We start from the raw sequence: 26,203 nt of genomic DNA on the forward strand, positions 1-26,203 counted from the left end.
GTGCCGGCCGCTGGCCGGCACCCCGGAATGCCTGCTCCGGGATACAGAACGACACGCAATTGCGAGCTATTCTCATCAATGATGTAATGGGCAGTCCCCGTCCGCTTCGAACCGTGCCGTGAGCCGTCCCGCCCTTTCCACCGTGCAGCAGCAACAGAACCGTGGCTTCTGGCTGCGGACGCTGCACCAGTGGCACTGGATCAGCTCCGCGGTTTGCCTGATCGGCATGCTGCTGTTCGCGGTGACCGGCCTGACTCTCAACCATGCCGCGAAGATCGAGGCCAAACCCCTGGTGCAGAACCAGCATCTGGAACTGCCGGCCGAGCTGCTGGGCCAGCTGGGCACGCGCGAAGACGGCAACGCGCCGATTCCGCGCCCGGCCCGGCACTGGCTGGACACGCAGCTGGGCATCGCCATCGGCGGCCGCCCGGCCGAGTGGTCGGCCGAGGAGATCTACCTGTCGCTGCCGCGCCCCGGTGGCGACGCCTGGCTGAGCATAGACCGCGAAACCGGCGCGGTGGAGTACGAATCGACCTCGCGCGGCGTGGTCTCCTACCTCAACGACCTGCACAAGGGCCGCAACGCAGGCCCCGCATGGGGCTGGTTCCTGGACCTGTTCGCCGTGGCCTGCCTGGTGTTCTGCATCACCGGCCTGTTCCTGCTGCACCTGCATGCGCGGCAACGGCGCATGACCTGGCCGCTGGTCGGCCTCGGCCTGATGATCCCGCTGTTGATCGCCCTGCTGCTGATCCACTGACTTCCACCGTGAATTCCATCCGTTCCTCCGGAGCCGCCCCATGCGCGTCACCCTGACCATCGCCCTCAGCGGCCTGCTGGCGACCTCGCCGGCCTATGCCACCACCCTCGACATCAACGTCGAAGTGCCCAAGCTCAACGTGGCCGAATACCACCGCCCGTATGTGGCGGTGTGGCTGGAAGGCGCCGACCAGAAGGTCGCGGCCAACCTGTCGGTCTGGTACCAGCAGACCAGCAACAGCGAAGGCCACGGCACCAAGTGGCTGCCCGATCTGCGCCAGTGGTGGCGCAAGAGCGGCCGCACCCTGCAGGTGCCGGTGGACGGCGTGACCGGCCCGACCCGCCCGGCCGGCAAGCACGCGCTGTCGTTCAACGACAGGCAGCCGGCACTGAAGCAGCTGGCCCCGGGCAACTACACCCTGGTGGTGGAGGCGGTGCGCGAAGTCGGCGGCCGCGAACTGCTGAAGATCCCCTTCACCTGGCCGGCCACCGCCGCGCAGAGCGGCAAGGCGCAGGGCGCCACCGAACTGGGCCAGGTCACCCTCGCCGTCAAACCCTGACCGTTTGTTCCGGGGTCAGAGCCCTTTCCGTTGGAAAGGGATCCGATCCCGGGGTCGGATCCCTTCCGCAGGAAGGGCCCTGACCCCATCCACCCAACGTCCCTGGAGTCTTCCGCATGAAGCGCACGCTCGTCCTCGCCGCCGCCCTGGCCGCTGCCCTTCCCTTCTCCGCCCTGGCCCACAAGGCCTGGCTGCTGCCCTCGCAGACCGTGCTCGCCGGCAACGCACCGTGGGTCACCGTCGACGGTGCGGTCTCCAACGACCTGTTCTACTTCAACCACGTGCCGCTGCGACTGGAATCGCTGGTGATCACCGCGCCGGACGGCAGCACCGTGCAGCCGCAGAACGCGGCCACCGGCAAGTACCGCAGTGTGTTCGACATCGAACTGAAGCAGCCAGGCACCTACCGCATCGCGTCGGTCAATGACGGCCTGTTCGCCACCTATGAGCAGAATGGCGAGCGCAAGCGCTGGCGCGGCAGCGTGGCGACCCTTGGCGAACTGCCCAAGGACGCGAAGAAGCTGGAACTGAGCCAGTCGATCGGCCGCGTGGAGACCTTCGTCACCAACGGTGCGCCGAACGGCACCGCGCTGAAGCCGACCAACCGGGGTATCGAGCTGGTCGCTGTTGGCCACCCGAACGACCTGTTCGCCGGCGAGGAAGCCACCTTCCGCGTGCTGGTCGATGGCAAGCCGACCGCTGGCCTGGAGTTCGAGATCGTGCGGGGCGCCACCCGCTACCGCAACGCACAGGACGAACTGAAGCTCACCAGCGACGCCAAGGGCGAGATCAAGGTGACCTGGCCGGAAGCCGGCATGTACTGGCTGGAAACCGGCACCGAAGACAACAAGACCTCGGTGAAGCAGGCCGCCAAGCGCCGCCTGAGCTACGTCGCCACGCTGGAAGTGCTGCCGCAGTGATGTGGACCACGATGCCGGGCACACCCCGGCATCGCCGCCACGACGCATCACCATGACTGATCCCCAGCTCGACATCGCCCGCCTCGGCGGCACCACCATGGGCACCACCTGGAGCGTGTCGCTGGTCGCGCCGCGCCAGCGCGACCTGCACCCACTGCATGCTGGCATCCAGGCGCGGCTGGATGCGGTGGTGGCGCAGATGAGCACATGGGAGCGCGGTTCGGATCTGAGCCGCTACAACCGCGCCAACACTGGCCAATGGTGTGTACTGCCCGCCGAAACGCGCCACGTTCTGGCCTGCGCACAGGCCATCGCTGCCGCCAGTGACGGCGCCTTCGATCCCACCGTCGGTCCGCTGGTTGCACTGTGGGGCTTCGGTGCGCATGCCGGTGAACGCCGCCAGCCCGACACGGCGATGCTGCGGGTGACGCGTGAACGCTGCGGCTGGCAACGCCTGCATTGGCAGGACGATGCACTGCTGCAGCCGGGCGGGCTGGAACTGGATCTCTCTGCGATCGCCAAGGGCTTCGGCGTCGATCACGTGGCCACCTGGTTGCGTGGACAAGGCATCGCAGCAGCGCTGATCGAGGTCGGTGGCGAACTGGCAGGCTATGGCCGCAAGCCGGATGGCCATCCCTGGCGCGTGCTGGTGGAGTCCGCACCGGAAGAGGATGCACACACCGATACCCCGCCACGGGTGCTGGCACTGGATGGCAAGGCCGTGGCCACCTCCGGCGATCGCTGGCACCAGTACCTGGCCGATGGCGAGGTTTACAGTCACAGCCTCGATCCGCGTACCGGCAGGCCGGTGCGCCAGGTCGCCGCGGCAGTCACCGTAGTAGCCGACGACGCCATGCACGCCGATGCCTGGGCCACGGCCTTGACCGTGCTCGGCCGTGATGAGGGCCTGGCGTTGGCCGAGCGCGAGGGCTTGGCCGTGCGTTACCTGCAACGGGCCGTGGAAGGCCCGCGCGAGTTCCTCAGCAGCGCCTTCAAGCGCCTGCTCGACGAGCAGGACGCATGAGCGGACGCCGGTCGCGCGCGTGGCTCGGCAACGCCCTGGCCCTGCTCCTGTTGGCGCTGATCGGCTGGGCGTTGCTGCGCCTGCATCTCGGTGAAGCGTGGTGGCAGGGCGCGCCACCGATTCGGCACTCGCAGATCGCGGCACTCGCCACGGCCGTCTATGCGCTGGCCTGCGCCGCACTGTGGTGGCGTGGGCGCCCGCGCGACGATGCCGCAACCGGAGACATCGCGCCCATCCTGCTGGTCTGGTCCAGCCAGACCGGCTTTGCCCGCGAACTGGCCGAACGCAGCGCAGAGGCCCTGCGCGGTGCCGGCGTGCCCGTGCGCGTGCGCGGCCTGCATGAGGTGGACGCCGCGTTGCTGGCCGGCAGCCAGCGCGCGTTGTTCATCGCCAGCACCACCGGCGAAGGCGATCCACCTGACCACGCGCTGCCGTTCCTGCGCGATGTCATGGTCTCGCCGCCTTCACTGCAGCACCTGCACTACGGCGTGCTCGCACTGGGCGACCGCAGCTACGGTCACTTCTGCGGATTCGGCCACCAGCTTGACCAATGGCTGCGCCAGCACGGCGCGCATCCGCTGTTCGATGCGATCGAGGTCGACAACGCCGATCCGGCAGCGCTTCGTCATTGGCAACAGCTGCTGGGACAACTCGGCGGCGGCGCCAGTGAACTGCCCGACTGGAGCCCGGCCGAATACCAGCCGTGGACGCTGCTGCAGCGCGAACATCTGAACCCGGGCAGCCCCGGCGGTCCAGTGTATTGGTTGCGCCTGCGGCCACCGGCCGGCGCAGATGTGCAGTGGCAGGCCGGCGACATCGCCGAGATCGGCCCGCAGCATGCGTCGCACACCGTGCGTGCCTGGCTGGACGCACAGCGCTTCGATGCGGACAGGGTGCTGGATGACGGACAGACGTTGCTGGCACGCGTCGCGCGCTCGCAACTGCCTTCATTGGTTCCCCCGGGTGATCTGCCCGCATTGCTGGCGACCCTGCAGCCGCTGCCGCATCGCGAGTACTCCATCGCCTCGGTGATGGCCGACGGCGCGGTTGAGCTGCTGCTGCGTCGCCAGCTGCGCGCGGACAGCACGCCTGGCATCGGCAGCGGCTGGCTGTGCGACCACGCGGTCATCGGCGAGCCGGTGCAGCTCCGCCTGCGCCGCAACGACAATTTCCACGGCGTCGCCGCCGAGGTACCGCTGCTGCTGATCGGCAACGGCACCGGCATCGCCGGCCTGCGCGCGCACCTGCACGAACGGGTGCGCAGTGGCGCGCGCCGTACCTGGCTGCTGTTCGGTGAGCGCACTGCTGCGCATGACTTCCATTTTGGCGAAGAGCTGCAGGCAATGCTGGAAGACGGCACGCTGGCGCGGCTGGATGCAGTGTTCAGCCGCGATGGCGGTGTGCATCGCTATGTGCAGGACCGCCTGCTGGCCGAAGCAGCAACACTGCGGCAGTGGGTGGATGAAGGCGCGACGATCCTGGTCTGCGGCAGCCTGCAGGGCATGGCCCCGGCGGTGGATGCGGTGATCGAGCAGGTGCTGGGGACTGCGGACAAGGAAGCGCTACTGCTGGCCGGTCGTTACCGGCGCGATGTGTATTGAGCTCACCGCATCCACGCATGGTGTGGATCTACTGAACGGCGTGTCCGGGCAGCGTGGCAATCGCACACCCGTAGATCCACGCCATGCGTGGATAGCGCCCACCGGCGCCGAGGAATCATCCCGCCGCCGCACTGACCCGGATCGCCAGCAACTCGCCCCCGCCCTGCAACGCATGCCTTTGCCGTTCACCGGCCGCCAACCACGCGGTATCGCCAGCGTGCATCGGCGGCAGACCGCTGTCAGCCCCAAATTCGGCATGACCGGCCAACAGGTAAAGCGCCCAGGCCACGCTTGGTTCGCAGAAGAAGAACATCGAGCCCACCAGCGGCCGATGCAGTAGTTCGGCCTGCAGCAGGTCGCGCTTCCACATCAGGTTGAAGTCGTGGGTGGTGCCGTCGACCAGTTCGCCGTGCAGCGTTTCCTCGCCCGCAAAGCGCACGCGCCCATGCGGCGGCAGGACTTCGGCCACGCGGCCATCCTCGAAGCGCAGGCGCACGCCATTGCCCTGCAGCAGCACCAGCTCACGCTCCACACCGGGAAACGCGGAGAACGCCGCGTCCAGCTCGATCTCGGCCACCGACAGGCGCAGCGCCCAGTCATTCCCCTGCGCAGGCAGGCGCAGGATCTCGCGGGTCCAGCCAAGTCCATTCCGCCAGCGTTCGCGGCGGTAGTCCAGGCGGGAGATGACCTGGCTCGGAGTGTGCAGCAGGGAGTCGACGTTCATCGGCGCATTGCATCACGCCGCGCGCCATCGTGCATCACCGCGTGGCCAGCGTGCCCTGGCCGCCGCACCCGCCGGCCAGCAGCTGCGAGTGTTTCAACCAGTCCTGGTCGGGGTAATAGGCGAACACCATCGTGCCGCCACGCAACGCATCGATCAGTGGCTTGGCCACCGACAGGCGCACCGCCGGACAGCCCAGGCTGCGGCCCAGCCGCCCCTGCAGCTGCGCGGTGGCCGGGTTCACATATGGCGCGCCGTGGATGACGATCGCGCGTTCGCGCGCGCGGTCATTGAAGCCCGGTTCCAGCCCGGCCAAGCGCAGCGAATACCCGTTGCCGCCCATGTAGGTCTCCTGCGCGGTGAACGCGCCGAGGCTGGACATGAAACTGCCATCGCGGTTGGAGAAGTGCTCGGTGCGGTTCTCGCCGCTGTTGCGGCCATGCGCCACCCATTCCTCGAACAGCAGGCGCTGATGGGCCAGGTCGAACACCCACAGGCGCGGCTCGGTGGACGGTCGCGAGTAATCGATAACGCTCAGTCGGTCACCGTTGATGCCAAGCTCCGGCCGCTGCAACGCACAGCGCATGGCGTGCGCCGCCAGCTGCAACACGTGGCGGTCGGCCTTGGGCGCACTGCGCGACAGCAAGGCAGCCAGATCTTCGGCACTGGTGGCGAGGGCGGGCGTCTGTGCCAGCGCCGGGGCACTGGCCGAGGTCGCCAGCAGGCCGAACGCGGCCAGCCGGCACAGGCGGGATACAGTCATGGGCACAACGAAGGGACTCAGTTGCCCTTGAGGGTGGACCCTGGCGGCTCGGATTCCAAGACCGGCTGCATTCCGGATTCAGCCGGGCTTGGGCGGACCGCCGGCAGCGAGGTCACCAGCAGGGTCGTGCCTGGCACCAGCACCCGGTACAGCTGGCGGGCGAACTCGGCCGGCAGCGCCATCGGCAGCGAGGGCGTGGCCAGCAGGTCCGGCGTGGCCTGGGCACGGTCCTGGCCCAGCAACGGGTAGGCCGTCCACTGGTGCAGGCGCTGGTTCGCGTCCAGCGGGCTGGGCGTATCGCTGTAACCCTGCTCCATCACGAACAGGGTGGTGCCCTGGAAGGCCGGCAGCGCGTCGGCCTTCAGCGGCGACTCGCCGATCATCACGCCATCGCGCAGCACGTACAGGCGCTGGTCGTGCAGGCTGACCAGGATGCCGACCTGCCCGGCCGGCGCCGCGCTGTCGTTCCACCAGGCCTGTGCCGACGCCCCACCCTCCGTCTCCGGCAGGGCCTGGCCGCGTGCATTGACCGGCGCCAGCACTGACGGATAGGCCAGGGTCATCGGCGAGCTCTTGGCATCGGCCACCACGACGGTATCGCCACGCTGGGTTTCGCTGAACAGCTTCTGCGCGAAGGCCTGCGGCAGGCGCACGCAGCCGTGCGAGGCCGGATGCCCGGGCAGGCTGCCGCCATGCAGGGCGATGCCATCCCAGGTCAGCCGCTGCATGTACGGCATCGGCGCGCTGTTGTAGAGGTTGGACCTGTGGTCCTTGTCCTTCTGCAGGATGGTGAACACGCCGGTCGGTGTCTCGTGCCCGGCCTTGCCCGAGCTGATCGTGGTCAGGCCGATGGCAATACCGTTGCGGTAGACGTAGGCACGCTGCTCATCGAGGCTGACCACCAGCACGATCGGGCCGGTCGGCGAGATTTCCGGATGCCACAGGTATTCGCCCGGCTTCAGGTCGGTCGGCCCGCGCACCTCGGCGGTGTCGGCGGTGGCAGCTGCGGGCTTGGCAGCCGGTGTCGTCGCAGCGGCATGGGCCAGCAGCGGCAGGGCCAGTGCAAGGGCGAGCATCAGGGTCGTGGGGCGGTGCGGAAGCATCCAGCGGGGGTCCTTTCCATGCAGAGCGGCCACCGTACACCATCGGCCCGTGGTGGCCGCGGCAAAACCAGGCGCCGGAAATGAAACTGCCCGGCGACACAGCCATGTGTCGTACCGGGCAATCGTTACGTCCTTGTCGGCCTGCTGCCGCCCCCTCGCATCCTGCGCTGTGGGGGTAGCGTTGCATCCTGCACGCGGCCGCGTCTGTCCTGTTTGTATCTCAGCCCCTTCCACAGGTCTGTGATGCCACCATCCTGGTGATTGGTGCCGCGTCCTGCGGCGGTCGGTGGTCACGGCCTTCCTGTCCGCGACCGGTGAACCAGCCTCCTGCCGGTTCCGACGATTCCTGCTGTCAGCGCCTGGGTACGGTCCGCACCGGTACCGATCCGGGTACCGGATCCGCCGGCAACAACCTGTTGCCTACGGTGATCCGCTGTCGATTCCGTTCGACAATCGCTTTCCCTATCCCCTTCACCTGCGCCAGGTCCTCGACGCGATGAAACGGGCCGTGTCTGCGCCGGTGCTCGACGATCGCCTCGGCCTTGGCGGCCCCGACCATCGTCAATCCCTGCTGCAGCGCCTGGGCATCGGCGCGGTTGATGTCGATCGGTTCGGCGGCATGCGCCCCAGCGATCCCCACTACCAGCACCAGTGCCCTCAACACGACACTCCAAGGCACGACGTGTATCTCCCTGTGATTCTGGCCGCCCCGACCGGCAATCCCGTCGGCAGGAACAGTGTCCGTCACCACATGTGCACAGCCTATCGGTTTCCCGGATTTCCGTAAGCCAGCCAAATACCCGACGTGATGTAGGAAAAACCCTACCCGTGGCACAGGCGTAGAATGGCCGGATCAGCCCATGCAACCGGAGTTTCAGATGGACAGCGCCAAGCTCGGCCAATTCGTCAATGACAAGTGGGACAGCGAAATCGTCCCGCAGTTGGTCGACTACATCCGCATTCCCAACAAGTCGCCGATGTTCGACGCCAATTGGGTGCAGAACGGCTATATGGAACAGGCGGTCACCCTGATGGAGAACTGGGCCAGGGCCCAGCAGCTGCCCGGCCTGAAGGTTGAAGTGGTGCGCCTGGAAGGCCGTACGCCGCTGATCTTCCTGGAAATTCCCGCGACCGGCGCCGAAACCGGCGACGACACCATCCTGCTCTACGGCCATCTGGACAAGCAGCCGGAAATGACTGGCTGGGATGACGATCTCGGCCCGTGGACGCCGGTCCTTCGCGGCGACAAGCTGTATGGCCGCGGCGGTGCGGACGACGGCTACGCCATCTTCGGCTCGCTGGCCGCCGTGCTGGCGCTGCAGGCCCAAGGCCTGCCGCACGCCCGCTGCGTGGTGCTGATCGAGGCCTGCGAAGAGTCCGGCAGCTACGACCTGCCGGCCTACGTCGACCACCTGGCCGAGCGGATCGGCAAGCCCTCGCTGGTGGTCTGCCTGGATTCGGGCTGCGCCAACTACGACCAGCTGTGGTGCACCACCTCGCTGCGCGGCCTGACCGGCGGCAACTTCACCGTGAAGGTGCTCAACGAAGGCGTGCATTCCGGCGATGCCTCCGGCGTGGTGCCGTCCAGCTTCCGCCTGCTGCGCCAGCTGCTGTCGCGCATCGAGGACCAGGACACCGGCCGCATCCTGATCGACGGCATGAACGTCGAAATCCCCGCCGAGCGCCTGGAACAGGCCAGGCGCGCGGCCGAAGTGGTCGATACCGAGATCTTCGAAAAGTTCCCCATGGTCGACGGCCTGCGTCCGATGAACGAGGACCTGACCGAGCTGGTGCTCAACCGCACCTGGCGCCCGGCGCTGTCGGTCACCGGCGTGGGCGGCATGCCGCCGCTGGAATCGGCCGGCAACGTGCTGCGCCCGCAGACCTCGGTGAAGCTGTCGCTGCGCCTGCCACCAACCGCCGATGGCAAGACCTGCGGCGAGCTGCTGAAGGAAGCGTTGCTGCGCGACCCGCCGAACGGCGCGCAGGTCACCCTGGACCTGGAAAAGGCCTCCACCGGCTGGAACGCCCCGGCCATGGCGCCGTGGCTGACCCAGGCCATCGACGATGCCAGCCAGGCCTTCTTCGGCAAGCCAGCGATGTACATGGGCGAAGGCGGCTCGATCCCGTTCATGGGCATGCTCGGTGAGAAGTTCCCGGGTGCGCAGTTCATGATCACCGGCGTGCTCGGCCCGCACTCCAATGCGCACGGCCCGAATGAGTTCCTGCACATCCCGATGGGCAAGAAGGTCACCGCTTGCGTGTCCAAGGTGATCAGCGAGCACTACGCCGCCAGCCTGCGTGGCGAGACCAGCGGTTCGCCGGTGGCTGCCGACAGCGGCACCCGCCACGGCGACCACGGCTGCTGCTGATCCGGCACCGGTGACGGACGCAGCCTGGCCTTGCTAGGCTGCGTCCACACTCAAGCGGAATCCGCGCGCATGAATGGTCTGTTCGGCAGCAGCAGCTGGTTGTACATCCTGCTGGTCGGCTTCTTCGTCGGCCTGCTCGGGCGTTTCTTCATGCCCGGCAACAACCGCATGGGCTGCCTGCTGACCATCGTGCTGGGCATCCTCGGTGCGCTGCTGGCCGGTTGGTTCGGCCAGTACATGGGCTGGTATGCCCCCGGCGAACCGGCCGGTTTCCTCGGTGCGGTGGTGGGCGCGGTGGCCGTGCTGGCCGTCCTGCGCCTGTTCAGCGGCCGCCGCTGACCCCGTCCCCCTTCCCTTCCTGTTCCCGACGTTGGCGCGTCCAGCGCCCCCGGATATGCCCGCATGACCGAACCCGCCTCCGATCCCCAGCGCAGCGCGCGGCGCCTGCAGTGGGCCCGTACCCAGCTCGACGATGCCAGCGCGGTGGTGGAGCGCGCTTCGGTCGATGCCGGCATGCGCAGCTACTGGCGCACCACCAGCACCCGTGGCAGCCACATCGTGATGGACGCCCCACCGGGGCTGGAAGATCCGCGGCCGTGGCTGCGCATGCGCGGCCTGCTGCACGACAACGGCCTGCGCGTGCCCGCACTGTTGGCGCAGGACCTGGAGGCCGGCTTCCTGCTGCTGGAAGATCTCGGCGGCCCGACCCTGGCCAGGATCCTCGACGAGCGCAATGCCGATGAATGGTTTGGCCGCTCGATCGAACAGCTGCTGCGCCTGCAGGCGATTGCAGTGCCAGCCGACTTCGGCCAGTTCGGCGAAGCGCTGCTGCAGCGCGATGCCGGCCTGTTCGACGAATGGTTCCTGCAGCGGCACCTGAACCTGGAACTGGACTGCGGTGAGCTCGAGGGGCTGCAGCTGGTGCATCGCCGGTTGATGGACAACGCGCTGGGCCAGGCCCAGCTGATGACCCACCGCGATTACATGCCGCGCAACCTGATGCCGGTCGACGACGGCCCCGCGGTGCTGGATTTCCAGGACCTGGTGCGTGGCCCGATCGCCTACGACGCGGTAAGCCTATTCAAGGACGCCTTCCTGAGCTGGCCGCTGCAGCGCGTTGACGAGTGGCTGGCGCAGTACCACGGACGCGCGCGCGACGCCGGCCTGCCGGTGCCCGACCGCGCCACCTTCCTGCGCGATGCCGACTGGATGGGCATCCAGCGCCACGTGAAGATCCTCGGCCTGTTCTGCCGCCTGCGCTACCGCGACAACAAGGGCCATTACCTGGACGACGCACCGCGCTTCATCGGCTATCTGGATGAAGTGCTGCCACGCTATCGCGAGCTGGCCCCCCTGCAGCAGCTGCTGGAAAACCGCATCAAGCCGGCGCTGGCCGAACTGGGCGCACCGATGCGCGTGGCCCGATGAAGGCGCTGGTCTTTGCCGCCGGGCTCGGCGAGCGCATGCGCCCGCTGACCCTGCACACACCCAAGCCGCTGCTGGAAGTGGCCGGCAAGCCACTGATCGTCTGGCACCTGGAGCGCCTGGCGGCGCTCGGCGTACGCGAGGTAGTGGTCAACACCGCGTGGCTGGCCGAGCAGTTCCCGGCGACGCTGGGTGATGGCAGCCAGTGGCGCCTGCGCCTGCATTTCCTTTACGAAGGGCAGACCCCGCTGGAAACCGGCGGCGGCATCCTCAATGCACTGCCGGTGCTGGGCGATGCCCCGTTCCTGGTGGTGAACGGCGATATCTGGACCGATTTCGATTTCGCCACGCTGCCGCGCGAGCCGCAGGGCCAGGCACATCTGGTGCTGGTCGACAATCCGGTTCAGCACCCGAACGGTGACTATCGGCTGGATGCACAGGGCCTGCTGCACCACGACCGCGCAGGGCCATGCCTGACCTATGCCGGCATCGGCGTGTACCGCCCCTCGATCGTGGCCGACTGGCGCGCGGTGATCGGCGATGCGCCGGGCAGCGAGCGGCTGCCGCCGAGGTTCTCGGTGGTGCCGCTACAGAAGCATTTCATGGCGCAGGGGTTGATGACGGGGCAGCACCATCGCGGGCGTTGGACCGATGTCGGGACCGTGGATCGGCTGCGCGCGCTGGATGCTGAGTTGGCGGCGAACGGCTGAGCCCCTCGTGGTTGGTCGCGTAAAGCGGATCGCGTGCTTGGCCGGGCGGGTGGGCCATGCAGGGGACGCTGCAAGTCCCCCTCCGGGGCCCGGCCCAGCCGCTGGCGGCTGTGCGTTCAGGCGCTTGCGAAGCAGTGCTTCGCAAGCAAAGCGCCCTCACCCCTGTAAGCTCGATGGCGCCATCCATGGCGCCAACGCCCCTGCATGGCCCACCCGCCCGGCCTCTGACAGTTTCCGTGGGCGTCCAGCCACGGAAGAAAGGAAAGAAAAGCAAAAGCGGGTCGCTTCGCTGCGCTTGCTCCGGTGACGACCAACGGTCGTCACCCACCACAAGCAAGACACGTGTCGACCATGGTCGACACCCACCAACAGCAGTGCAGTACGCAGTCCCGGCAGATCGCGGGAACCTGTCGAAGGCGGGGTGGCTCAGGTTGCGGGGACGTGAACGCCATGGATGGCGCGATCGAGGCTACATGGACGTACTTGCGCCGTCCCCCGCAACCTGAGCCACCCCGCCTCCCCTCAGGAAGCCAGCCTTTGACGTTGACGTTGACGTTGCTTCGGCTTCGGCGGGTGCAGGGCGCAGCCCTGCAAACAAACCCCACCCTCAGTAACGAGGCCGGCCTTCTTCCAGCACCTGGCGCAGGAACGGCACGGTGATCCGCCGCTTCGCCGCCAGCGATTCGCGGTCCAGCCAGTCCAGCAGGGTGATCAATCCACCCAGCTCACGGCCGGTGTGCGACAGCAGCCATTCGATGGCCGCTTCGTCGATGGCCAGGCCACGTCGCAGTGCACGCTCGCGCAGCACCGCAGCACGACCTTCCTCATCCAGCGGCTGCAGCAGCACGCGCACGCACTGGCCCAGGCGCGAACGCAGGTCCGGCAGCACCAGGCCCAGCTCGCCCGGTGCCTTCTGCGCCGTGTACAGCACGGTCACACCTGCAGCGCGCGCGCGGTTGTGGAAATCAAACAACGCGATCTCGTCCTCGCGATTGCCGGCAACCTCGTCCAGCCCGTCCAGCGCCACCAGTTCGCGTGCGTCCAGCCCATCCAGCGCTGCACGGACGCGGCCTGCTGCGCTGGCCAGTGGCACGTACGTCGGCAGGCGCCCGGCCTGCTCGGCGCTGGAGCACATCGCCAGCGCCTGGTGGGTCTTGCCGGTTCCCGCCGCACCTTCCAGGTAGACCCAGTCGTGGCTGGCACCAACCGCGATCGCGCGCAGCTGCGCCAGCGCGCCGTCCGGCGCGCCGATGAAGGTCTCCAGGCGCTGGTCCCGCGGGTAATGCAGGGCCAGCGGCAGTTGCGGCACGCCCATCACTTCAGGTCGGGGCCCTTGTCGTTCGGAACGATGATATGGGGGGCGTCCACTACGCCATCAAGCACGATCGCCGGCTTCTCGCCCACGTACAGCTCGCTCTGGCGGTAGCGCTGATGCGCATAGCGCAGCAGCACGTTGGTCACCGCCGCCACCGGCAGCGCCAGCAGCATGCCGAGGAAGCCGAACAGCTGGCCGCCGGCCATCACCGCAAAGATCACTGCCACCGGGTGCAGGCCGATCTTGTCGCCGACGATACGCGGGGTCAGCACGTAGCTTTCCAGCAGCTGGCCCACAGTGAACACCACGCCCACCAGGATCAGCAGCTTCAGGTCGAAGCCCTGCGCCTGCACCAGTGCCGCGATCACCGCCATCAGCACGCCAGTGGTCGCGCCCAGGTATGGGATGAAGCTGATGAGACCGGCAATCAGGCCGATCAGCAGGCCCAGCTTGAGGCCGACCAGCGACAGGCCGCCGGCATAGATCACGCCCAGCGCCAGCATCACCAGGAACTGTCCGCGGATGAACGCCCCCAGCACCTCGTTGGACTCACGCGCCAACGCGCTGATGGTGCCGATGTGGTTGCGCGGAATCACCGACGCCACCCGCTCGACCAGCTTGTCCCAGTCGCGCAGGAAGTAGAACGCCAGGATCGGCAGCAGCAGGATGTTGACCACCCAGGTCACCATCGCAAAGCCCGAACGCGAGACGTAGCCCATGAATGTGGTGGCGAAGCCGCCGGCCTGCTGCCAGTGGCTGCGCACCCATTCGATCAGGCGGTCCGGATCCAGCCACTGCATCACTTCCAGGCCGGTCTTCTGCTCGAACCAGGAGATCCCCTTCTCCATCAGCCACGCCTGTGCCTGCGGCGCGACCGCAATCAGGGTGGTGATCTGGCGCTCGATCATCGGCACCAGTACCAGCAGCAGCGCCACGATCACCAGCACCATCGCAGCGAACACCAGCACCACGCCGGTCATGCGCGAACGGCCGGTGGCCTCGATGCGGTCCACCAGCGGATCGCCCAGCCACGCCAGCGCCAGCGCCAGCACGAACGGGGTCAGGATCGGTGCCAGCAGCCACACCACCCAGCCGACCAGGCCGGCGAACAGGATGTACTTCAGGCGGCGCAGGAACTGCGCGATTTCGGCTTCCGGGGTCAGGGTCATCGCAAGCGGTACTCGTTGCTGACCGGCGCGGCCACCGGGGCACCGGTGGTGTCATCGATCGGGGTCGGCAGGGCCGGCAGCGTCGCGCTGGGCACCAGCACGCCATTGTCGCCCAGCATGCGGTTGAAGCCGGCCAGGCCGGTGGTCATCTCCAGGCTCAGCTCCAGCTGGCCGGCCGAGGCGTGCAGCGGGGTGACATTGCGCACCACCGGCACCTCGCGCAGCCCGGCGGCAAGGCGCAGGTAGTCGTCGGCACTGTTGATGCCGGTGACCACCACGCGGTAGGTCCCGGCCTGGCCGACGGCGGCACCCGCCTTGGCATAGCGCTTGACCAGCGCGTCGGCGGCGCCATCGGCACCGGCGGCCATCGCACGCATGGCGTTGGCGTCCTTGCTGGTCCACTTGTTCAGCTCGCGGCCGTTGTCGACGAACACCCAGTCCGCCTGCCAGCCGCCGTTGGCGCGGTAGAGCTTGCCGATCAGCTGCATCGGCGGCGAGTAGCGTGACGAGGCGCGGGCCACGGCGGCACTGTCCTGGCGCCAGATGGCACCGGCCAGCGCCTGTTCGGCGGCACCGCCGCTGGGCAGGCCCAGCTTGTAACCCCGCTCGATGGCGCGGTTCAGCAGCGGGCGGGCGGCGTTGGCCTGCTGCACGCTGACCAGGCGCGGGCCACTGCCGTCGTCGACGGCCAGCCACACCACCGGTTTCGGCCGCGGCTGCGGCCACAGCGGCAGGCCCAGCGCCGAGACCAGCGAGTCGACGTCATCCTCGCGGAAGCGGGCCACCAGCAGGGTCCTGAAGCTCGGCGCGCCGCTGGCGCCCACGCTCTGGTCCTGCTTGTAGTCGTAGCTGGCCACGTAGTCCTTGGCGTTGCGCAGCGCCTGCACCACGCCGGGGCGGGACATCACGTTGCGGTCGCCGGACAGTTTGCCCAGCACCACGCTCAGGGCACGGGCCAGGGCGCCGTTGCGATCGGTTTCGGCCTGGCTGTTGACGGGCACTTCGGCCTCGTACGCACCCGAGGCGGTGGCAACATCTCCCTCGGTGCGCAGGCCGCTCTGGGCCATCGTGGCCACTGGCAGGCTCAGTGCAAGGAGCAGGGTCAGAATCAGGCTGCGGCGCATCAGGACATCCATTGGCTCGACGAATCCGGGGGAATTGTTGCCCGAATACGGCCTTTGCGCCAATGCGGCCTGTTAAAATCGCCCGTTCAACCCCTGCCAGCGCCGACGCCCGTGACCAACACCCCGTCTTCCGCCCCCTCCCCCCTCACCTACCGTGACGCGGGTGTCGACATCGACGCCGGCAACGCGCTGGTCGAGCGGATCAAGCCCCTGGTCAAGCGCAGCTTCCGCCCGGAAGTGATGGGCGGCCTGGGCGGCTTCGGCGCCCTGTTCGACCTGTCCAACAAATACCGCGAGCCGGTGCTGGTGTCGGGTACCGACGGCGTGGGCACCAAGCTGAAGCTGGCCCACCAGCTGAACCGCCACGATACGATCGGCATCGACCTGGTCGCGATGTGCGTGAACGACGTGCTGGTGCAGGGCGCCGAGCCGCTGTTCTTCCTGGACTACTTCGCCACCGGCAAGCTGGACATCGACACCGCCGCAGCGGTGGTGGGCGGCATCGCCAACGGCTGCACCGAGGCCGGCTGCGCGCTGATCGGCGGTGAAACCGCTGAAATGCCCGACATGTACGCCCCGGGCGAGTACGACCTGGCCGGCTTCACGGTGGCTGCGGTCGAGAAGAGCGAGCTGAAGGACGGCGCCAGCGTGGCCGCCGGCGACGTGCTGATCGGCATCGCCTCGTCCGGCCCGCATTCCAATGGCTACTCGCTGGTGCGCCGCATCTACGACCGCGCCGGCCGCCCGGCCGACCTGGAACTGGAAGGTGGCGTGAAGCTGGTCGATGCGCTGATGGCACCGACCCGCCTGTACGTGAAGCCGATCCTGTCGCTGCTGAAGTCGCACGGCGACGCCATCCACGGCATGGCCCACATCACCGGTGGCGGCCTGACCGAGAACATCATCCGCGTGGTGCCCGACGGCCTCGGCCTGGACATCCAGGCCTCGTCCTGGACCCTGCCGCCGGTATTCCAGTGGCTGCAGAAGGAAGGCGCGGTGGCCGACAGCGAGATGTGGCGCACTTTCAACTGCGGCATCGGCTTCGTGCTGATCGTCGCGCCGGACCAGGTGGCTGCGGTGTCCGAGGCGGTCAAGGCGCAGGGCCTGGAGCACTGGACCATCGGCCAGGTGGTCACCGCCGAAGGCGCCGAGCGCGTCCGCATCGGCTGAACCCGACCCCGAGGAGCCCGCATGGACGCAACGCCCCCCCTGGCACCCACCCCGGTACCGCCGCCGTTGGCGGCCGTGCCGGTCTTCAGCAGGCAGGACGCTGACCACCTGCGCGCGCTGTCCATCGCGCACTACGTGTTCGGCGGCCTGATCGCGCTGCTCTCGCTGTTTTTCATTCTGTACATCGTGCTCGGCATCAGTGCGCTGAGCGGCCATCTGCCGATGAACTCCGGGGGCCAGCCCTCGTCGCCGGCCGAACAGCGCCTGTTCGGCTGGGTGTTCACGGTGCTGGGGACCGTGTTCGTCGCCGGTGGCCTGGGCATGGCCGCATTCGTCATCCAGGCCGGACGCTGCCTGGCCCAGCGTCGTCGCCACCTGCTGTGCCTGATCGTGGCCGGCCTGCTCTGCCTGTGCGCGCCGCTGGGCACCGTTCTGGGGGTATTCACCCTGGTTACGCTGCTGCGCCCGCAGGTCAAGGCCGCCTTCGATGCAAGGGGTGCAACGACATGACGACACCCGGCGCACCACCGCCGCTACCACAGCAGACCCTGGCGCAGCTGCAGCTGGCCAGCCACCTGCAGACGCTGAAGGTGCTGTTCTACGCGCTGGCGGTTTTCCACTGGATGGCCGCGCTGGCGTTCCTCGGTTTCATCGGCCTGGTCGCCAGCTCGCGCGGGCTGGGCGATGGCGCGGTACTGGCCACGGTCTACGGGGTCATTTCGCTGTTGGCGGCCGCGCTTGGCGTCGTACAGCTGCACACCGCACGCCTGCTGTCGCGCCGCACCGGGCTGGCCTGGTGCCAGCGCGCGGCCTGGCTGGCGGTACTGGCTGGCCCGCTGGGCATGGCCCTGACCGCCTATGCCTGGGTGTTCCTGTCCAAGCCTGACATGGCCGCACTGTTCGACCGCGGCGACCATCTCAGCGTCTGAGCTTGCTGGCAGACGCCCCCTTCCCTGATCGACTCCCCATGTCCGCGCCTGCCCTCCCGACGACCGCCCCGCCTGCCGCTTCCCGTTTCACGGGCCCCAAGAAGCTGGCCTTCGCCGCCGTGCTGGCGGTATTCGCGATCAGCTGGATCCACCCGCTGTGGCCCATCGAGCAGGCCCTGCACAGCACCCTGACCGTGATCGGGCTGGCCGCACTGCTATGGGCCGACCGCCGGGGTGGCTGGCTGGGCAATGGCGCCTTCATCGCGATCTGTGGCTTCATCGCACTGCATTGCGTGGGCGCGCGCTGGCTATACTCCAACGTGCCCTACGACGCATGGGCGCAGGCGCTGACCGGCTGGTCGCCGAATGCGGCGTTTGGCTGGCAGCGTAATCATTTCGACCGGCTTATCCACTTCCTGTTCGGCGTCTGCTTCACGCCTGCGCTGCTGCAGCTGGCACGCCATGCCTGGCCGGCGCTGCGCCGCGGCCAGGCCTTCACCCTGGCGGTGATGGCAGTGATGTGCGCCAGCCTGGTCTACGAGTGGTTCGAGTGGGCCATCGCTCTGGCCCTTTCGCCCGACGCCGCCGAGGCCTACAACGGGCAGCAGGGCGACATGTGGGACGCGCACGCCGACATGCTGCTGGCGACCGTGGGCAGCCTGCTGACCTGGCCGTTGATCCGCCGGAGTGCCCGGCAATGACCACGCCCACCCGCATTGCCGTGCTCGCCTCTGGGCGCGGCAGCAACCTGCAGGCCATCCTCGATGCCATCGCAGCGGGCCGCCTGCCCGCCGAGATCGTCGGCGTGTTCTCCGACCGCCCAGCCGCCGCCGCGCTGCAACGGGTCGGTGCACGCCTGCGCTGGGCACATGCGCCGAAGGAATTCGACGACCGCGCCGCCTACGAGCAGGCCCTGGGCGATGCACTGGCCGCGGTCGCGCCGGACTGGATCGTCTGCGCCGGCTACATGCGCATTCTCGGCGCAGCCTTCGTGCAGCGCTTCAATGGCCGCCTGGTCAACATCCACCCCTCCCTGCTGCCACTGCACAAGGGGTTGGATACGCATGCGCGGGCGCTGCACGCCGGCGATGCCGAGCACGGGGCCAGCGTGCATCTGGTCGTTCCCGAACTGGATGCCGGCGCCGTGCTGGCCCAGGCGCGGGTGCCGGTGATGCCCGGCGATGACGCCGACAGCCTGGCCGCGCGCGTGCTGGAGGTGGAGCACCCGCTGCTGATCGCCACCCTCCAGCTGCTGTGCGCCGGTCGCCTGACTGAACGGGAGGGGCAGCCGCACCTGGACGGTCACCCCCTGTTTAGCCCACTGGCCCTAGATTCCGCCGGGAACCTGAACCGGTAACGCCCATGCACACGCCCCGCTGACTGCGGGGCTGGCATCCTGCCCCCCTCCTGCAGCTCCTGTCCTCCATGAAGACCACGACCCTGCTGTCCACTTCATTGCTGCTGTCGCTTGTCGTGCTTCCCGGCGTGGGTTGGGGCCAGGTGCAAGCGCCTGCGGCCCCTGCGCAGCCGGCGCCCGTAGTACAGCCGCCCGCAGAACCGGCCGTGCCGATGCCCCCGGCGCTGGCTTGGGAGCCGCCGCCGCTGCAGCCGTTCACCGCGACCTACCAGGCCTTCTACAAAGGCAAGGAGGCCGGCGACGCCAGCATGCAGGTCACCCACACCGGCGGCAACCAGTGGCGGGTGGACATGCAGGTGGTCGGCCGCCGCGGCTTCGCCAGCGTGCTGGGCCTGAACATCGAGCAGAGCACGGTGTTCGAAGAGCGCAGCGGCGTCTATGCGCCACTCAGCCAGAGCACGGTGCGCAAGGGCCTGTTCCTGGGCAAGAAAGCGGTCGGCACGTACAACTGGCAGGCCGGCACCGCGCAGTGGAGCGGCGACGTCAAGAAGGAACGTGCGCAACCGATCGCGCTGCAGCCGGGCGACCAGAGCGCGCTGCTGATCAATCTGGCGATCATGCGTGATGCCCGCCCGGGCGCCACCATGCATTACCGCTACGTGGACATGGGCAAGGTCCGCCAGCACGACTACCAGGCCGCGCCGCAGACCGAGAATGTCGAGGTCGGCGACCTGTCCTACAACGCGCTGCGGGTGTACCGGACCAACGGCGGCAACAACGAAACCATCCTCTGGATCGCCAACGGTGTCCCCACCCCGGTGCGCATCCTGCAACGCGAAGACGGCGAAGACCGCGTCGATCTGCGCCTGATCGAGTACCAAGGAGTCTGAGCATGAGCACCCTGACCCGCCCCCTCACCTGGATCGCTGCAGCCGCACTGTCGGTGGCCAGCCTGCCGGCCATGGCCCTGCAGCCATTCAAGGCCGATTACCTGGCCAGCTACATGGGCATGCAGGCCAATGGCAGCATGACGCTGAGCAGCGAGGGAGCCAACAAGTGGCGCTACACGCTGCAGGTGAAGAACCAGCTGGCCGACCTGAGCCAGAGCACCGTGTTCGAAGAGGTGCGCGGCCAGCTGCGCCCGCTCAGCAGCCAGGACCGTTCGGCACTGCTGGTGAAGAAGCGCAATGTGCAGGCCAACTACAACTGGACCAGCAACCAGGCCACCTGGACCGGCGACATCAAGCCGGACCGTGCGGGCCCCATCGCGTTGAAGACGGGCGACATGGACGCGCTGCTGATCAACCTGGCAATCGCCCGCGACCTGGCCGCCGGCAAGCCGCTGACTTATCGCATGGTCGACGAAGGCCGCATCAAGAACATGACCTACCGCGTGATCGGCAAGGAATCGATCACCGTGGGCGGCAAGAGCTACGAAGCCACCAAGGTCTCGCGTGCCGACGGCAACAAGGAGCTGATCGCCTGGATCGTGCCGGAATTCCCGGTGCCGGCGCGCATGCTGCAGCGTGAGAGCGGCCGCGATGCACTGGACCTGACCATCAAGGCGATGAACTGAGCGCCCGGGGTCGGATCCCTTCCCAACGGGAAGGGCTCTGACCCCGACAGCGACCCGGCGCCTTCATCCACGCATGGCGTGGATCTACCGTAAAAAAACGCCCGCTTTCGCGGGCGTTGTTCTTACTTCTTTTGCTCGGCCGCGGCCGGCTTGAACTCGGTGCGGCAGTCCACGCGGATCTGCTCGCCGGTGCTGCGCCAGACGAAGGTGCGGCAATGGCGGTTGCCGTCCTGGCTGTCGTTCACCGCGACCGCGTAGAACGATTCGATGATCTCGTCACGCGAGACCGTGCCGTCGCCGTTCCAGTCCATGTCCTTCTGCTCGATGCCCTGGGTGATGGCGATGTTGGCGTACCAGGCATAGCCCAACCACGCCAGCACGATCAGCACCAGGGCCAGCAGCGCCTTGCGGCGCGGGCTGAACTTGCCGCGCAGGATCATGGCACGCGTCGGATGGTGGCGCCGAGCGAAGACAGCTTCTCTTCAATGTTCTCGTAGCCACGATCAAGGTGGTAGATGCGGTCGATGGTGGTCTCGCCGCTGGCCATCAGGCCGGCCAGGATCAGCGAGGCCGACGCACGCAGGTCGGTCGCCATCACCGGTGCGCCACTCAGGTGCTCGCTGCCACGCACGATGGCGGTGTGGCCTTCCACCTGGATGTCCGCGCCCAGGCGCAGCAGTTCATTGACGTGCATGAAACGGTTCTCGAAGATCGTTTCGTTGATCACGCCCACACCGTCGGCCACGCAGTTGAGTGCCATGAACTGCGCCTGCATGTCGGTCGGGAACGCCGGGTACGGCGCGGTGGTCAGGTTGACCGCCTTCGGCCGCTTGCCCTGCATGTCCAGGGTGATGGTGTCTTCGGTGGTCTCGATCTTCGCGCCGGCCTCGACCAGCTTGGACAGCACCGCGTCCATGGTGTTCGGGCGCGCACGGTTGACCGTAACCTTGCCGCCGGTCATCGCCGCAGCGACCAGGAAGGTACCGGTTTCGATGCGGTCGGGCAGCACTTCGTGGCGGCCGCCGGACAGGCGCTCGACGCCTTCGATGACCAGGCGGGCAGTGCCCAGGCCTTCGATCTTCGCGCCCAGCGCGATCAGGCAATGCGCCAGATCGGTCACTTCCGGTTCCATCGCGCAGTTGTCGAGGATGGTGGTACCTTCGGCCAGCACCGCGCCCATCAGCACGTTCTCGGTGCCGGTGACGCTGACCATGTCGAAGGTGAAATGGCCGCCCTTCAGGCGCTTGGCGCTGGCCTTGATGAAGCCGTTCTCGACCACGATTTCGGCACCCAGCGCCTGCAGGCCCTTGATGTGCTGGTCGACCGGACGCGAACCGATCGCGCAGCCGCCGGGCAGCGACACTTCGGCCGCACCGAAGCGGGCCAGCAGCGGGCCCAGCACCAGGATCGAGGCGCGCATGGTCTTGACCAGCTCGTACGGCGCCACGTGCTGGTTGACCGAACGCGGGTCGACCACGATCGCACTGCCACGCGACAGCGTGCCCTGGTCGATGGTGACCTTGGCACCCAGCTCGCCCAGCAGCTTCACCGTGGTGACCACGTCGTGCAGGTGCGGCACGTTGGTGATCTCCACCGGCTCATCGGCCAGCAGGGTCGCGCAGAGGATGGGGAGGACGGCGTTCTTGGCGCCGGAGATGCTCACTTCACCGTGCAGCGCAGCGCCGCCGGTCACAACGATCTTGGCCATGTATTCGGGATCTTCTGCGGTTCAGCCGGCTTCGGCCGGGGTCACGGTTTTCAGCGCCAGCGCGTGGATCGCGCCGCCCATCAGGTCGCCCAGCGTGGCATAGACCATGCGGTGGCGGGCCAGCGGCATCTTGCCGGCGAACGCCTCGCAGACCACGGTCGCTTCGAAATGCACGCCATCATCGCCCTGCACGTCGGCGCGGGCGCCAGGCAGGCCGGTTTCGATCAGATTGCGGATGGTGTCGGCGTCCAACGGGCTTTCCTAATAAAATGTGCCTCCATTCTACTTCCGCTGCGTGGCGTCCGCATGGCCGAATCCCTGTTGCCCCCCAGTTCCGTCGACCCTGCCGGCCTGGTCGCCAGTGGCCGCCGCGTGTTCGAGATCGAGCGGCAGGCGCTGGATGCCGTCGCCGACCGCCTTGGCGAGGCCTTCCAGCAGGCCTGCGAGGCGATCCTGGCCAGCCGCGGCCGGGTGGTCGCCACCGGCATGGGCAAGTCCGGCCACATTGCCCGCAAGATCGCCGCCACCCTGGCCTCCACCGGCACACCGGCGTTCTACGTGCATCCCGGCGAAGCCGGCCACGGCGACCTGGGCATGATCACCGAAGCCGACGTGGTGCTGGCCCTGTCCTATTCGGGCGAGTCCGATGAGGTGCTGATGCTGCTGCCGGTGCTCAAGCGCCAGGGCAACGTGCTGATTTCCATGACCGGGCGCCCGCAATCGAGCCTGGCCACCGCCGCCGACATCCACCTGGATGTAAGCGTGCCGGCCGAGGCCTGCCCGCTGGCGCTGGCGCCGACCTCCAGCACCACCGCCTCGCTGGCGATGGGCGATGCGCTGGCCGTAGCCCTGCTTGACGCACGCGGCTTCACCGCCGACGACTTCGCCCGCTCGCACCCGGCCGGCAGCCTCGGCCGTCGCCTGCTGCTGCACATCACCGATGTCATGCACACCGGCGAGGACCTGCCCAGCGTGGGCGCCGATGCCAGCCTCAGCGAGGCGCTGGTGGAAATGAGCCGCAAGCGGCTCGGCATGACCGCCGTGGTCGACGCCGATGGCGTGCTGATCGGCCTGTTCACCGACGGCGACCTGCGCCGGGCGCTGGACAGCGCGCTGGACGTGCGCACCGCGAAGATCGCCGATGTGATGACCCGCAACCCGCGCACCATCGGTGCCGACCAGCTGGCCGTAGAGGCCGCGCGGCAGATGGAGACCCAGAAAATCAACGGCCTGATCGTGGTCGATGGCCAGGGCCGTGCGGTCGGCGCCCTGAACATTCATGACCTGTTGCGGGCCCGGGTGGTTTAACCGACAGTCCGTAGACCCCATTCAGTCTGTAATGCCCCACACGCCCCCACCGAGCCTGATCGCCTGATGCCCTGGTCCCCGCTGCCCGCGTTCCCCGCCCACCTGCATGCCGCTGCGGCCCGCGTCCGCCTGGCCTGCTTCGACGTGGACGGTACCCTCACCGACGGTCGGCTGTACTACGACAAGGACGGCAACGAGAGCAAGGCGTACTTCGTGCAGGACGGTCTGGGCCTGAAACTGCTGCAGCAGCACGGCATCCACCCCGTGCTGATCACCGCGCGCAACAGCCAGTCCGCGCTCAAGCGCGGCGCCGACCTCGGCATCGACACCCAGATCGCCGTGGGCGACAAGCTGGCCAGCGTGCAGGCGCTGTGTGCGCAGCATGGCATCGGCCTGGAGCAGGCGGCCTTCATGGGCGACGACCTGCCGGACCTGGCGCCGCTGGGCGCGGTCGGCCTGGCGGTGGCGCCAGCCAACGCCCACCCGTGGATCGCCGAGCGCGTGCACTGGCAGACCCGCGCCGATGGCGGACGTGGCGCCGCCCGTGAACTGTGCGACATCCTGCTGGCCGCCCAGGGCCATGTGGACGCGGTCCTGGCGAGGTTCGGCGCATGAACCTGCCCACCCTGAACTGGCGCACCGTGCTCGGCATCGGCCTGCTGCTGGCGGCCCTGCTCAGCAGCTGGGCGGCCCTGCGCAACCGCGACAAAGGCCCGGCCACTGCCGGCCAGGACGCCGGCGTGGACTACATCCTGCACGACTTCCAGATCGTCGCGCTGGATGAGCAGGGCAAGGAATCGACCACCCTGCGCGCACCGCGGCTGGAACGCCAGCGTGGCGACCAGACCATCAACATCGCCACCCCACTGTTCGAGATGCCGGACAAGGATGGCAAGCACTGGACCCTGCGCGCCGAGACCGGCTGGCTCAGCGCCAAGGGCGACGAAATGAAGCTGCGTGGCAATGTCGCTGGCGACAGCCCGGCCGATCCGGGCGTGGTGCCGACCACGTTCCGCACCGACCACCTGGACGTGTTCCCGAAGGAAAACCGTGCCCGCACCGATGCGCGGGTCACCATGACCCGTCCCGGCATGGAACAGTCCGGCGTCGGCTTCGAGGTGGATTCGAAGAACAACACGTATCATTTCCTCAGCCAGTCCAAGGGCCGTTACACGCCCCGACGCTGATTCCGCCACCCTCCTGCGACGTCCCCGGACCGGCGCAAGGAAGGCAGCCCCCCCCACTCGCCCCCGGTTTCCCGGCGGCCCCACCGGTAGAACGGACCCCGATGAAGATCCCCTTTGCAGCCGTACTCGCGCTCGGTCTCCTGGTTCCCAGCGCTGGCTTTGCCAAGTCCACTGATCGCAACGAGAACATGAACATCGAGTCCGGCGCCCAGTCGGGCGTGCTCACCGGCGATGGCAAGACCGTGCTCTCGCAGGGCGTGACCGTTACCCAGGGCACGCTGGACATCCGCGCGTCCGAAGCGGAGATCTACCTCAAGGACGGCGAGGCCGTGCGTGCGGTATTCACCGGCAAGCAGGCCACGATGAAGCAGCAGCTCGACGACGGCACCTGGATGGACGCGGTGGCTGATCGCATCGACTACGACATCAAGACCGAGATCATCACCCTGACCGGCAACTACAAGGTCACCAGCGCGCGCGGCACCAATGCCGGCCAGCGCATGGTCTACAACACCCGCACCGGGGAGATGAACTCCGGTGGCGATGGCAGCCGCGTGCGCACCGTCATTCCACCGAAGAACAAGAACGCGGCGGCGCAACCGGCCGCCGCACCCAAGGCGGCGGCTCCGGCCAGCACGCCGGCCAGGCCGGCGGGGAGCAAGAAGTAATGCTCGTCGCCAAGGGCCTGCGCAAGCGCTACAAGCAGCGCGAAGTCGTCAAGGACTTCGGGCTGACCCTCGACGCCGGTGAAGTGGTCGGCCTGCTCGGCCCCAACGGTGCCGGCAAGACCACCTGCTTCTACATGATCGTCGGCCTGGTCGCCGCCGATGCAGGCAGCATCGTGCTCGACGGCAAGGACATCACCAGCGACCCGATGTACACCCGTGCCAAGCAGGGCGTGGGCTACCTGCCGCAGGAGCCGTCGGTGTTCCGCAAGCTGACCGTGGCCGACAACCTCCGCCTGGTGCTTGAACTGCGCGAAGACCTGGATTCGGCCGGCCGCGAACGCGAATTGAACAGCCTGCTCGATGAGCTGCAGCTGGGCCATGTCGCCGACCAGCTCGGTGCCAGCCTGTCCGGTGGCGAACGTCGTCGCTGCGAGATCGCCCGCGCACTGGCCGCGCAGCCGCGCTTGATCCTGCTCGACGAACCGTTTGCAGGTGTCGACCCGATCTCGGTGGGCGAAATCCAGCGCATCGTCACCCATCTCAAGCAGCGTGGCATCGGCGTGCTGATCACCGACCACAACGTGCGCGAGACCTTGGGAATCTGCGACCGCGCGTATATCCTCGCCGAGGGCACCGTGCTGGCCCAGGGCTCGCCGGAGGCGATCCTGGACAACGCTGACGTACGTCGCGTCTACCTTGGGGATTCCTTCAAACTGTGACCGCAGGTGCTGGGTCCC

General features: G+C 68.0%; 31 protein-coding genes. 21 read left to right on the forward strand and 10 right to left on the reverse strand.

The genetic code is table 11. The annotated features are described in order from the left end of the window. The first annotated feature begins 118 nt into the window (after positions 1-118). From ACM0PY_RS03575 to ACM0PY_RS03595, 5 genes are all read left to right on the forward strand, one after another. A complete protein-coding gene (locus ACM0PY_RS03575) occupies positions 119-757 on the forward strand; it encodes a PepSY-associated TM helix domain-containing protein (protein ID WP_180885529.1) in 639 nt (212 codons plus the stop codon). A gap of 40 nt (positions 758-797) precedes the next feature. Then, the gene (locus ACM0PY_RS03580; protein WP_180885530.1) at positions 798-1,316 is read left to right on the forward strand and encodes a DUF2271 domain-containing protein; all 519 of its coding nucleotides are present in this window, start codon (positions 798-800) and stop codon (positions 1,314-1,316) included. Between the two features lie 116 nt (positions 1,317-1,432). Next, complete coding sequence (locus tag ACM0PY_RS03585; protein ID WP_180885532.1) at positions 1,433-2,236, forward strand: DUF4198 domain-containing protein; 804 nt, start codon at positions 1,433-1,435, stop codon at positions 2,234-2,236. A gap of 52 nt (positions 2,237-2,288) precedes the next feature. Beyond that, positions 2,289-3,260 carry an FAD:protein FMN transferase gene (locus ACM0PY_RS03590; RefSeq protein ID WP_180885534.1) on the forward strand — a complete coding sequence of 324 codons (972 nt, stop codon included), beginning with the start codon at positions 2,289-2,291 and terminating at the stop codon, positions 3,258-3,260. After that, entirely contained in the window at positions 3,257-4,861 is a 1,605-nt protein-coding gene (locus tag ACM0PY_RS03595) for a sulfite reductase subunit alpha (protein WP_180885535.1), read from the forward strand. The genes ACM0PY_RS03590 and ACM0PY_RS03595 overlap by 4 nt, the downstream gene beginning before the upstream one ends. Before the next feature lie 115 nt (positions 4,862-4,976). On the opposite strand, the gene ACM0PY_RS03600 is transcribed toward ACM0PY_RS03595, so the two are convergent. From ACM0PY_RS03600 to ACM0PY_RS03615, 4 genes are all read right to left on the reverse strand, one after another. Continuing rightward, the gene (locus ACM0PY_RS03600) at positions 4,977-5,585 is read right to left on the reverse strand and encodes a HutD/Ves family protein (protein WP_180885537.1); all 609 of its coding nucleotides are present in this window, start codon (positions 5,583-5,585) and stop codon (positions 4,977-4,979) included. A gap of 34 nt (positions 5,586-5,619) precedes the next feature. Next, positions 5,620-6,345 (reverse strand): murein L,D-transpeptidase catalytic domain family protein, encoded by a 726-nt coding sequence (locus ACM0PY_RS03605; RefSeq protein ID WP_180885539.1) that lies wholly within the window; start codon positions 6,343-6,345, stop codon positions 5,620-5,622. A 17-nt stretch (positions 6,346-6,362) separates the two neighbouring features. Next, complete coding sequence (locus ACM0PY_RS03610) at positions 6,363-7,448, reverse strand: L,D-transpeptidase (RefSeq protein WP_180885541.1); 1,086 nt, start codon at positions 7,446-7,448, stop codon at positions 6,363-6,365. A gap of 352 nt (positions 7,449-7,800) precedes the next feature. Further along, the gene (locus ACM0PY_RS03615; RefSeq protein WP_032953992.1) at positions 7,801-8,127 is read right to left on the reverse strand and encodes a ComEA family DNA-binding protein; all 327 of its coding nucleotides are present in this window, start codon (positions 8,125-8,127) and stop codon (positions 7,801-7,803) included. Positions 8,128-8,326: 199 nt separating this feature from the next. Here ACM0PY_RS03615 and ACM0PY_RS03620 point away from each other — a divergent pair, with 199 nt between their 5' ends. From ACM0PY_RS03620 to murU, 4 genes are all read left to right on the forward strand, one after another. After that, the gene (locus tag ACM0PY_RS03620) at positions 8,327-9,820 is read left to right on the forward strand and encodes a M20 family metallopeptidase (RefSeq protein ID WP_061479235.1); all 1,494 of its coding nucleotides are present in this window, start codon (positions 8,327-8,329) and stop codon (positions 9,818-9,820) included. Between the two features lie 69 nt (positions 9,821-9,889). Then, complete coding sequence (locus ACM0PY_RS03625) at positions 9,890-10,159, forward strand: GlsB/YeaQ/YmgE family stress response membrane protein (RefSeq protein ID WP_005415577.1); 270 nt, start codon at positions 9,890-9,892, stop codon at positions 10,157-10,159. A gap of 63 nt (positions 10,160-10,222) precedes the next feature. Further along, a complete protein-coding gene (locus ACM0PY_RS03630) occupies positions 10,223-11,248 on the forward strand; it encodes an aminoglycoside phosphotransferase family protein (RefSeq protein WP_134972473.1) in 1,026 nt (341 codons plus the stop codon). Beyond that, positions 11,245-11,955 carry an N-acetylmuramate alpha-1-phosphate uridylyltransferase MurU gene (murU, locus tag ACM0PY_RS03635; RefSeq protein ID WP_134972472.1) on the forward strand — a complete coding sequence of 237 codons (711 nt, stop codon included), beginning with the start codon at positions 11,245-11,247 and terminating at the stop codon, positions 11,953-11,955. The genes ACM0PY_RS03630 and murU overlap by 4 nt, the downstream gene beginning before the upstream one ends. Before the next feature lie 607 nt (positions 11,956-12,562). Here murU and hda read toward each other — a convergent pair. The 3 genes from hda to ACM0PY_RS03650 are packed head-to-tail and all read right to left on the reverse strand — an operon-like array spanning position 12,563 to position 15,575. After that, positions 12,563-13,270: a DnaA regulatory inactivator Hda gene (gene hda, locus ACM0PY_RS03640; RefSeq protein WP_053500213.1), complete on the reverse strand. Its 708-nt coding sequence runs from the start codon at positions 13,268-13,270 to the stop codon at positions 12,563-12,565. Next, positions 13,270-14,439 carry an AI-2E family transporter gene (locus tag ACM0PY_RS03645; RefSeq protein WP_414609368.1) on the reverse strand — a complete coding sequence of 390 codons (1,170 nt, stop codon included), beginning with the start codon at positions 14,437-14,439 and terminating at the stop codon, positions 13,270-13,272. The genes hda and ACM0PY_RS03645 overlap by 1 nt, the downstream gene beginning before the upstream one ends. Further along, the gene (locus tag ACM0PY_RS03650; RefSeq protein WP_065185832.1) at positions 14,436-15,575 is read right to left on the reverse strand and encodes a DUF2066 domain-containing protein; all 1,140 of its coding nucleotides are present in this window, start codon (positions 15,573-15,575) and stop codon (positions 14,436-14,438) included. The genes ACM0PY_RS03645 and ACM0PY_RS03650 overlap by 4 nt, the downstream gene beginning before the upstream one ends. Positions 15,576-15,674: 99 nt before the next feature. Here ACM0PY_RS03650 and purM point away from each other — a divergent pair, with 99 nt between their 5' ends. The 7 genes from purM to ACM0PY_RS03685 all read left to right on the forward strand — a co-directional run bounded on the left by purM (position 15,675) and on the right by ACM0PY_RS03685 (position 20,595). Beyond that, positions 15,675-16,733, forward strand: a complete 1,059-nt coding sequence (purM, locus tag ACM0PY_RS03655) for a phosphoribosylformylglycinamidine cyclo-ligase (protein WP_061480735.1) — start codon at positions 15,675-15,677, stop codon at positions 16,731-16,733. Positions 16,734-16,754: 21 nt separating this feature from the next. Next, positions 16,755-17,243 (forward strand): hypothetical protein, encoded by a 489-nt coding sequence (locus tag ACM0PY_RS03660; RefSeq protein ID WP_005415570.1) that lies wholly within the window; start codon positions 16,755-16,757, stop codon positions 17,241-17,243. Then, on the forward strand, positions 17,240-17,662 hold the full coding sequence (locus ACM0PY_RS03665) for a hypothetical protein (RefSeq protein ID WP_111190420.1): 423 nt from the start codon (positions 17,240-17,242) through the stop codon (positions 17,660-17,662). Before ACM0PY_RS03660 ends, ACM0PY_RS03665 begins: the two co-directional genes overlap by 4 nt. 38 nt (positions 17,663-17,700) lie before the next feature. After that, entirely contained in the window at positions 17,701-18,363 is a 663-nt protein-coding gene (locus tag ACM0PY_RS03670; RefSeq protein ID WP_134970640.1) for a DUF2238 domain-containing protein, read from the forward strand. Beyond that, positions 18,360-19,019 carry a phosphoribosylglycinamide formyltransferase gene (gene purN / locus ACM0PY_RS03675; protein ID WP_134970638.1) on the forward strand — a complete coding sequence of 220 codons (660 nt, stop codon included), beginning with the start codon at positions 18,360-18,362 and terminating at the stop codon, positions 19,017-19,019. The genes ACM0PY_RS03670 and purN overlap by 4 nt, the downstream gene beginning before the upstream one ends. Positions 19,020-19,087: 68 nt before the next feature. Then, on the forward strand, positions 19,088-19,909 hold the full coding sequence (locus ACM0PY_RS03680; RefSeq protein ID WP_072168187.1) for a DUF3108 domain-containing protein: 822 nt from the start codon (positions 19,088-19,090) through the stop codon (positions 19,907-19,909). Positions 19,910-19,911: 2 nt separating this feature from the next. Beyond that, entirely contained in the window at positions 19,912-20,595 is a 684-nt protein-coding gene (locus ACM0PY_RS03685) for a DUF3108 domain-containing protein (protein WP_005415565.1), read from the forward strand. Between the two features lie 122 nt (positions 20,596-20,717). On the opposite strand, the gene ACM0PY_RS03690 is transcribed toward ACM0PY_RS03685, so the two are convergent. Genes ACM0PY_RS03690 through ACM0PY_RS03700 form a run of 3 tightly spaced genes read right to left on the reverse strand, consistent with a single transcriptional unit; the run spans position 20,718 to position 22,555 of the window. Then, positions 20,718-21,035 (reverse strand): hypothetical protein, encoded by a 318-nt coding sequence (locus ACM0PY_RS03690; RefSeq protein ID WP_053500219.1) that lies wholly within the window; start codon positions 21,033-21,035, stop codon positions 20,718-20,720. Further along, the gene (gene murA / locus ACM0PY_RS03695; protein WP_088497780.1) at positions 21,032-22,303 is read right to left on the reverse strand and encodes a UDP-N-acetylglucosamine 1-carboxyvinyltransferase; all 1,272 of its coding nucleotides are present in this window, start codon (positions 22,301-22,303) and stop codon (positions 21,032-21,034) included. Before murA ends, ACM0PY_RS03690 begins: the two co-directional genes overlap by 4 nt. Positions 22,304-22,324: 21 nt before the next feature. Beyond that, entirely contained in the window at positions 22,325-22,555 is a 231-nt protein-coding gene (locus tag ACM0PY_RS03700) for a BolA family protein (protein ID WP_005408396.1), read from the reverse strand. Positions 22,556-22,609: 54 nt separating this feature from the next. Here ACM0PY_RS03700 and ACM0PY_RS03705 point away from each other — a divergent pair, with 54 nt between their 5' ends. From ACM0PY_RS03705 to lptB, 5 genes are all read left to right on the forward strand, one after another. Continuing rightward, a complete protein-coding gene (locus ACM0PY_RS03705; protein WP_134970634.1) occupies positions 22,610-23,611 on the forward strand; it encodes a KpsF/GutQ family sugar-phosphate isomerase in 1,002 nt (333 codons plus the stop codon). Between the two features lie 66 nt (positions 23,612-23,677). Continuing rightward, entirely contained in the window at positions 23,678-24,226 is a 549-nt protein-coding gene (locus tag ACM0PY_RS03710) for a KdsC family phosphatase (protein WP_134970632.1), read from the forward strand. After that, positions 24,223-24,798 carry an LPS export ABC transporter periplasmic protein LptC gene (gene lptC / locus ACM0PY_RS03715; protein ID WP_005415560.1) on the forward strand — a complete coding sequence of 192 codons (576 nt, stop codon included), beginning with the start codon at positions 24,223-24,225 and terminating at the stop codon, positions 24,796-24,798. The genes ACM0PY_RS03710 and lptC overlap by 4 nt, the downstream gene beginning before the upstream one ends. 101 nt (positions 24,799-24,899) lie before the next feature. After that, positions 24,900-25,466 carry a lipopolysaccharide transport periplasmic protein LptA gene (gene lptA / locus ACM0PY_RS03720; RefSeq protein WP_134970630.1) on the forward strand — a complete coding sequence of 189 codons (567 nt, stop codon included), beginning with the start codon at positions 24,900-24,902 and terminating at the stop codon, positions 25,464-25,466. Further along, the gene (gene lptB, locus ACM0PY_RS03725) at positions 25,466-26,185 is read left to right on the forward strand and encodes an LPS export ABC transporter ATP-binding protein (protein ID WP_005415558.1); all 720 of its coding nucleotides are present in this window, start codon (positions 25,466-25,468) and stop codon (positions 26,183-26,185) included. The genes lptA and lptB overlap by 1 nt, the downstream gene beginning before the upstream one ends. The last annotated feature ends 18 nt before the right edge of the window (positions 26,186-26,203 follow it).

This window comes from Stenotrophomonas sp. BR163 (genome assembly GCF_047520985.2).
Taxonomy (GTDB): domain Bacteria; phylum Pseudomonadota; class Gammaproteobacteria; order Xanthomonadales; family Xanthomonadaceae; genus Stenotrophomonas; species Stenotrophomonas sepilia.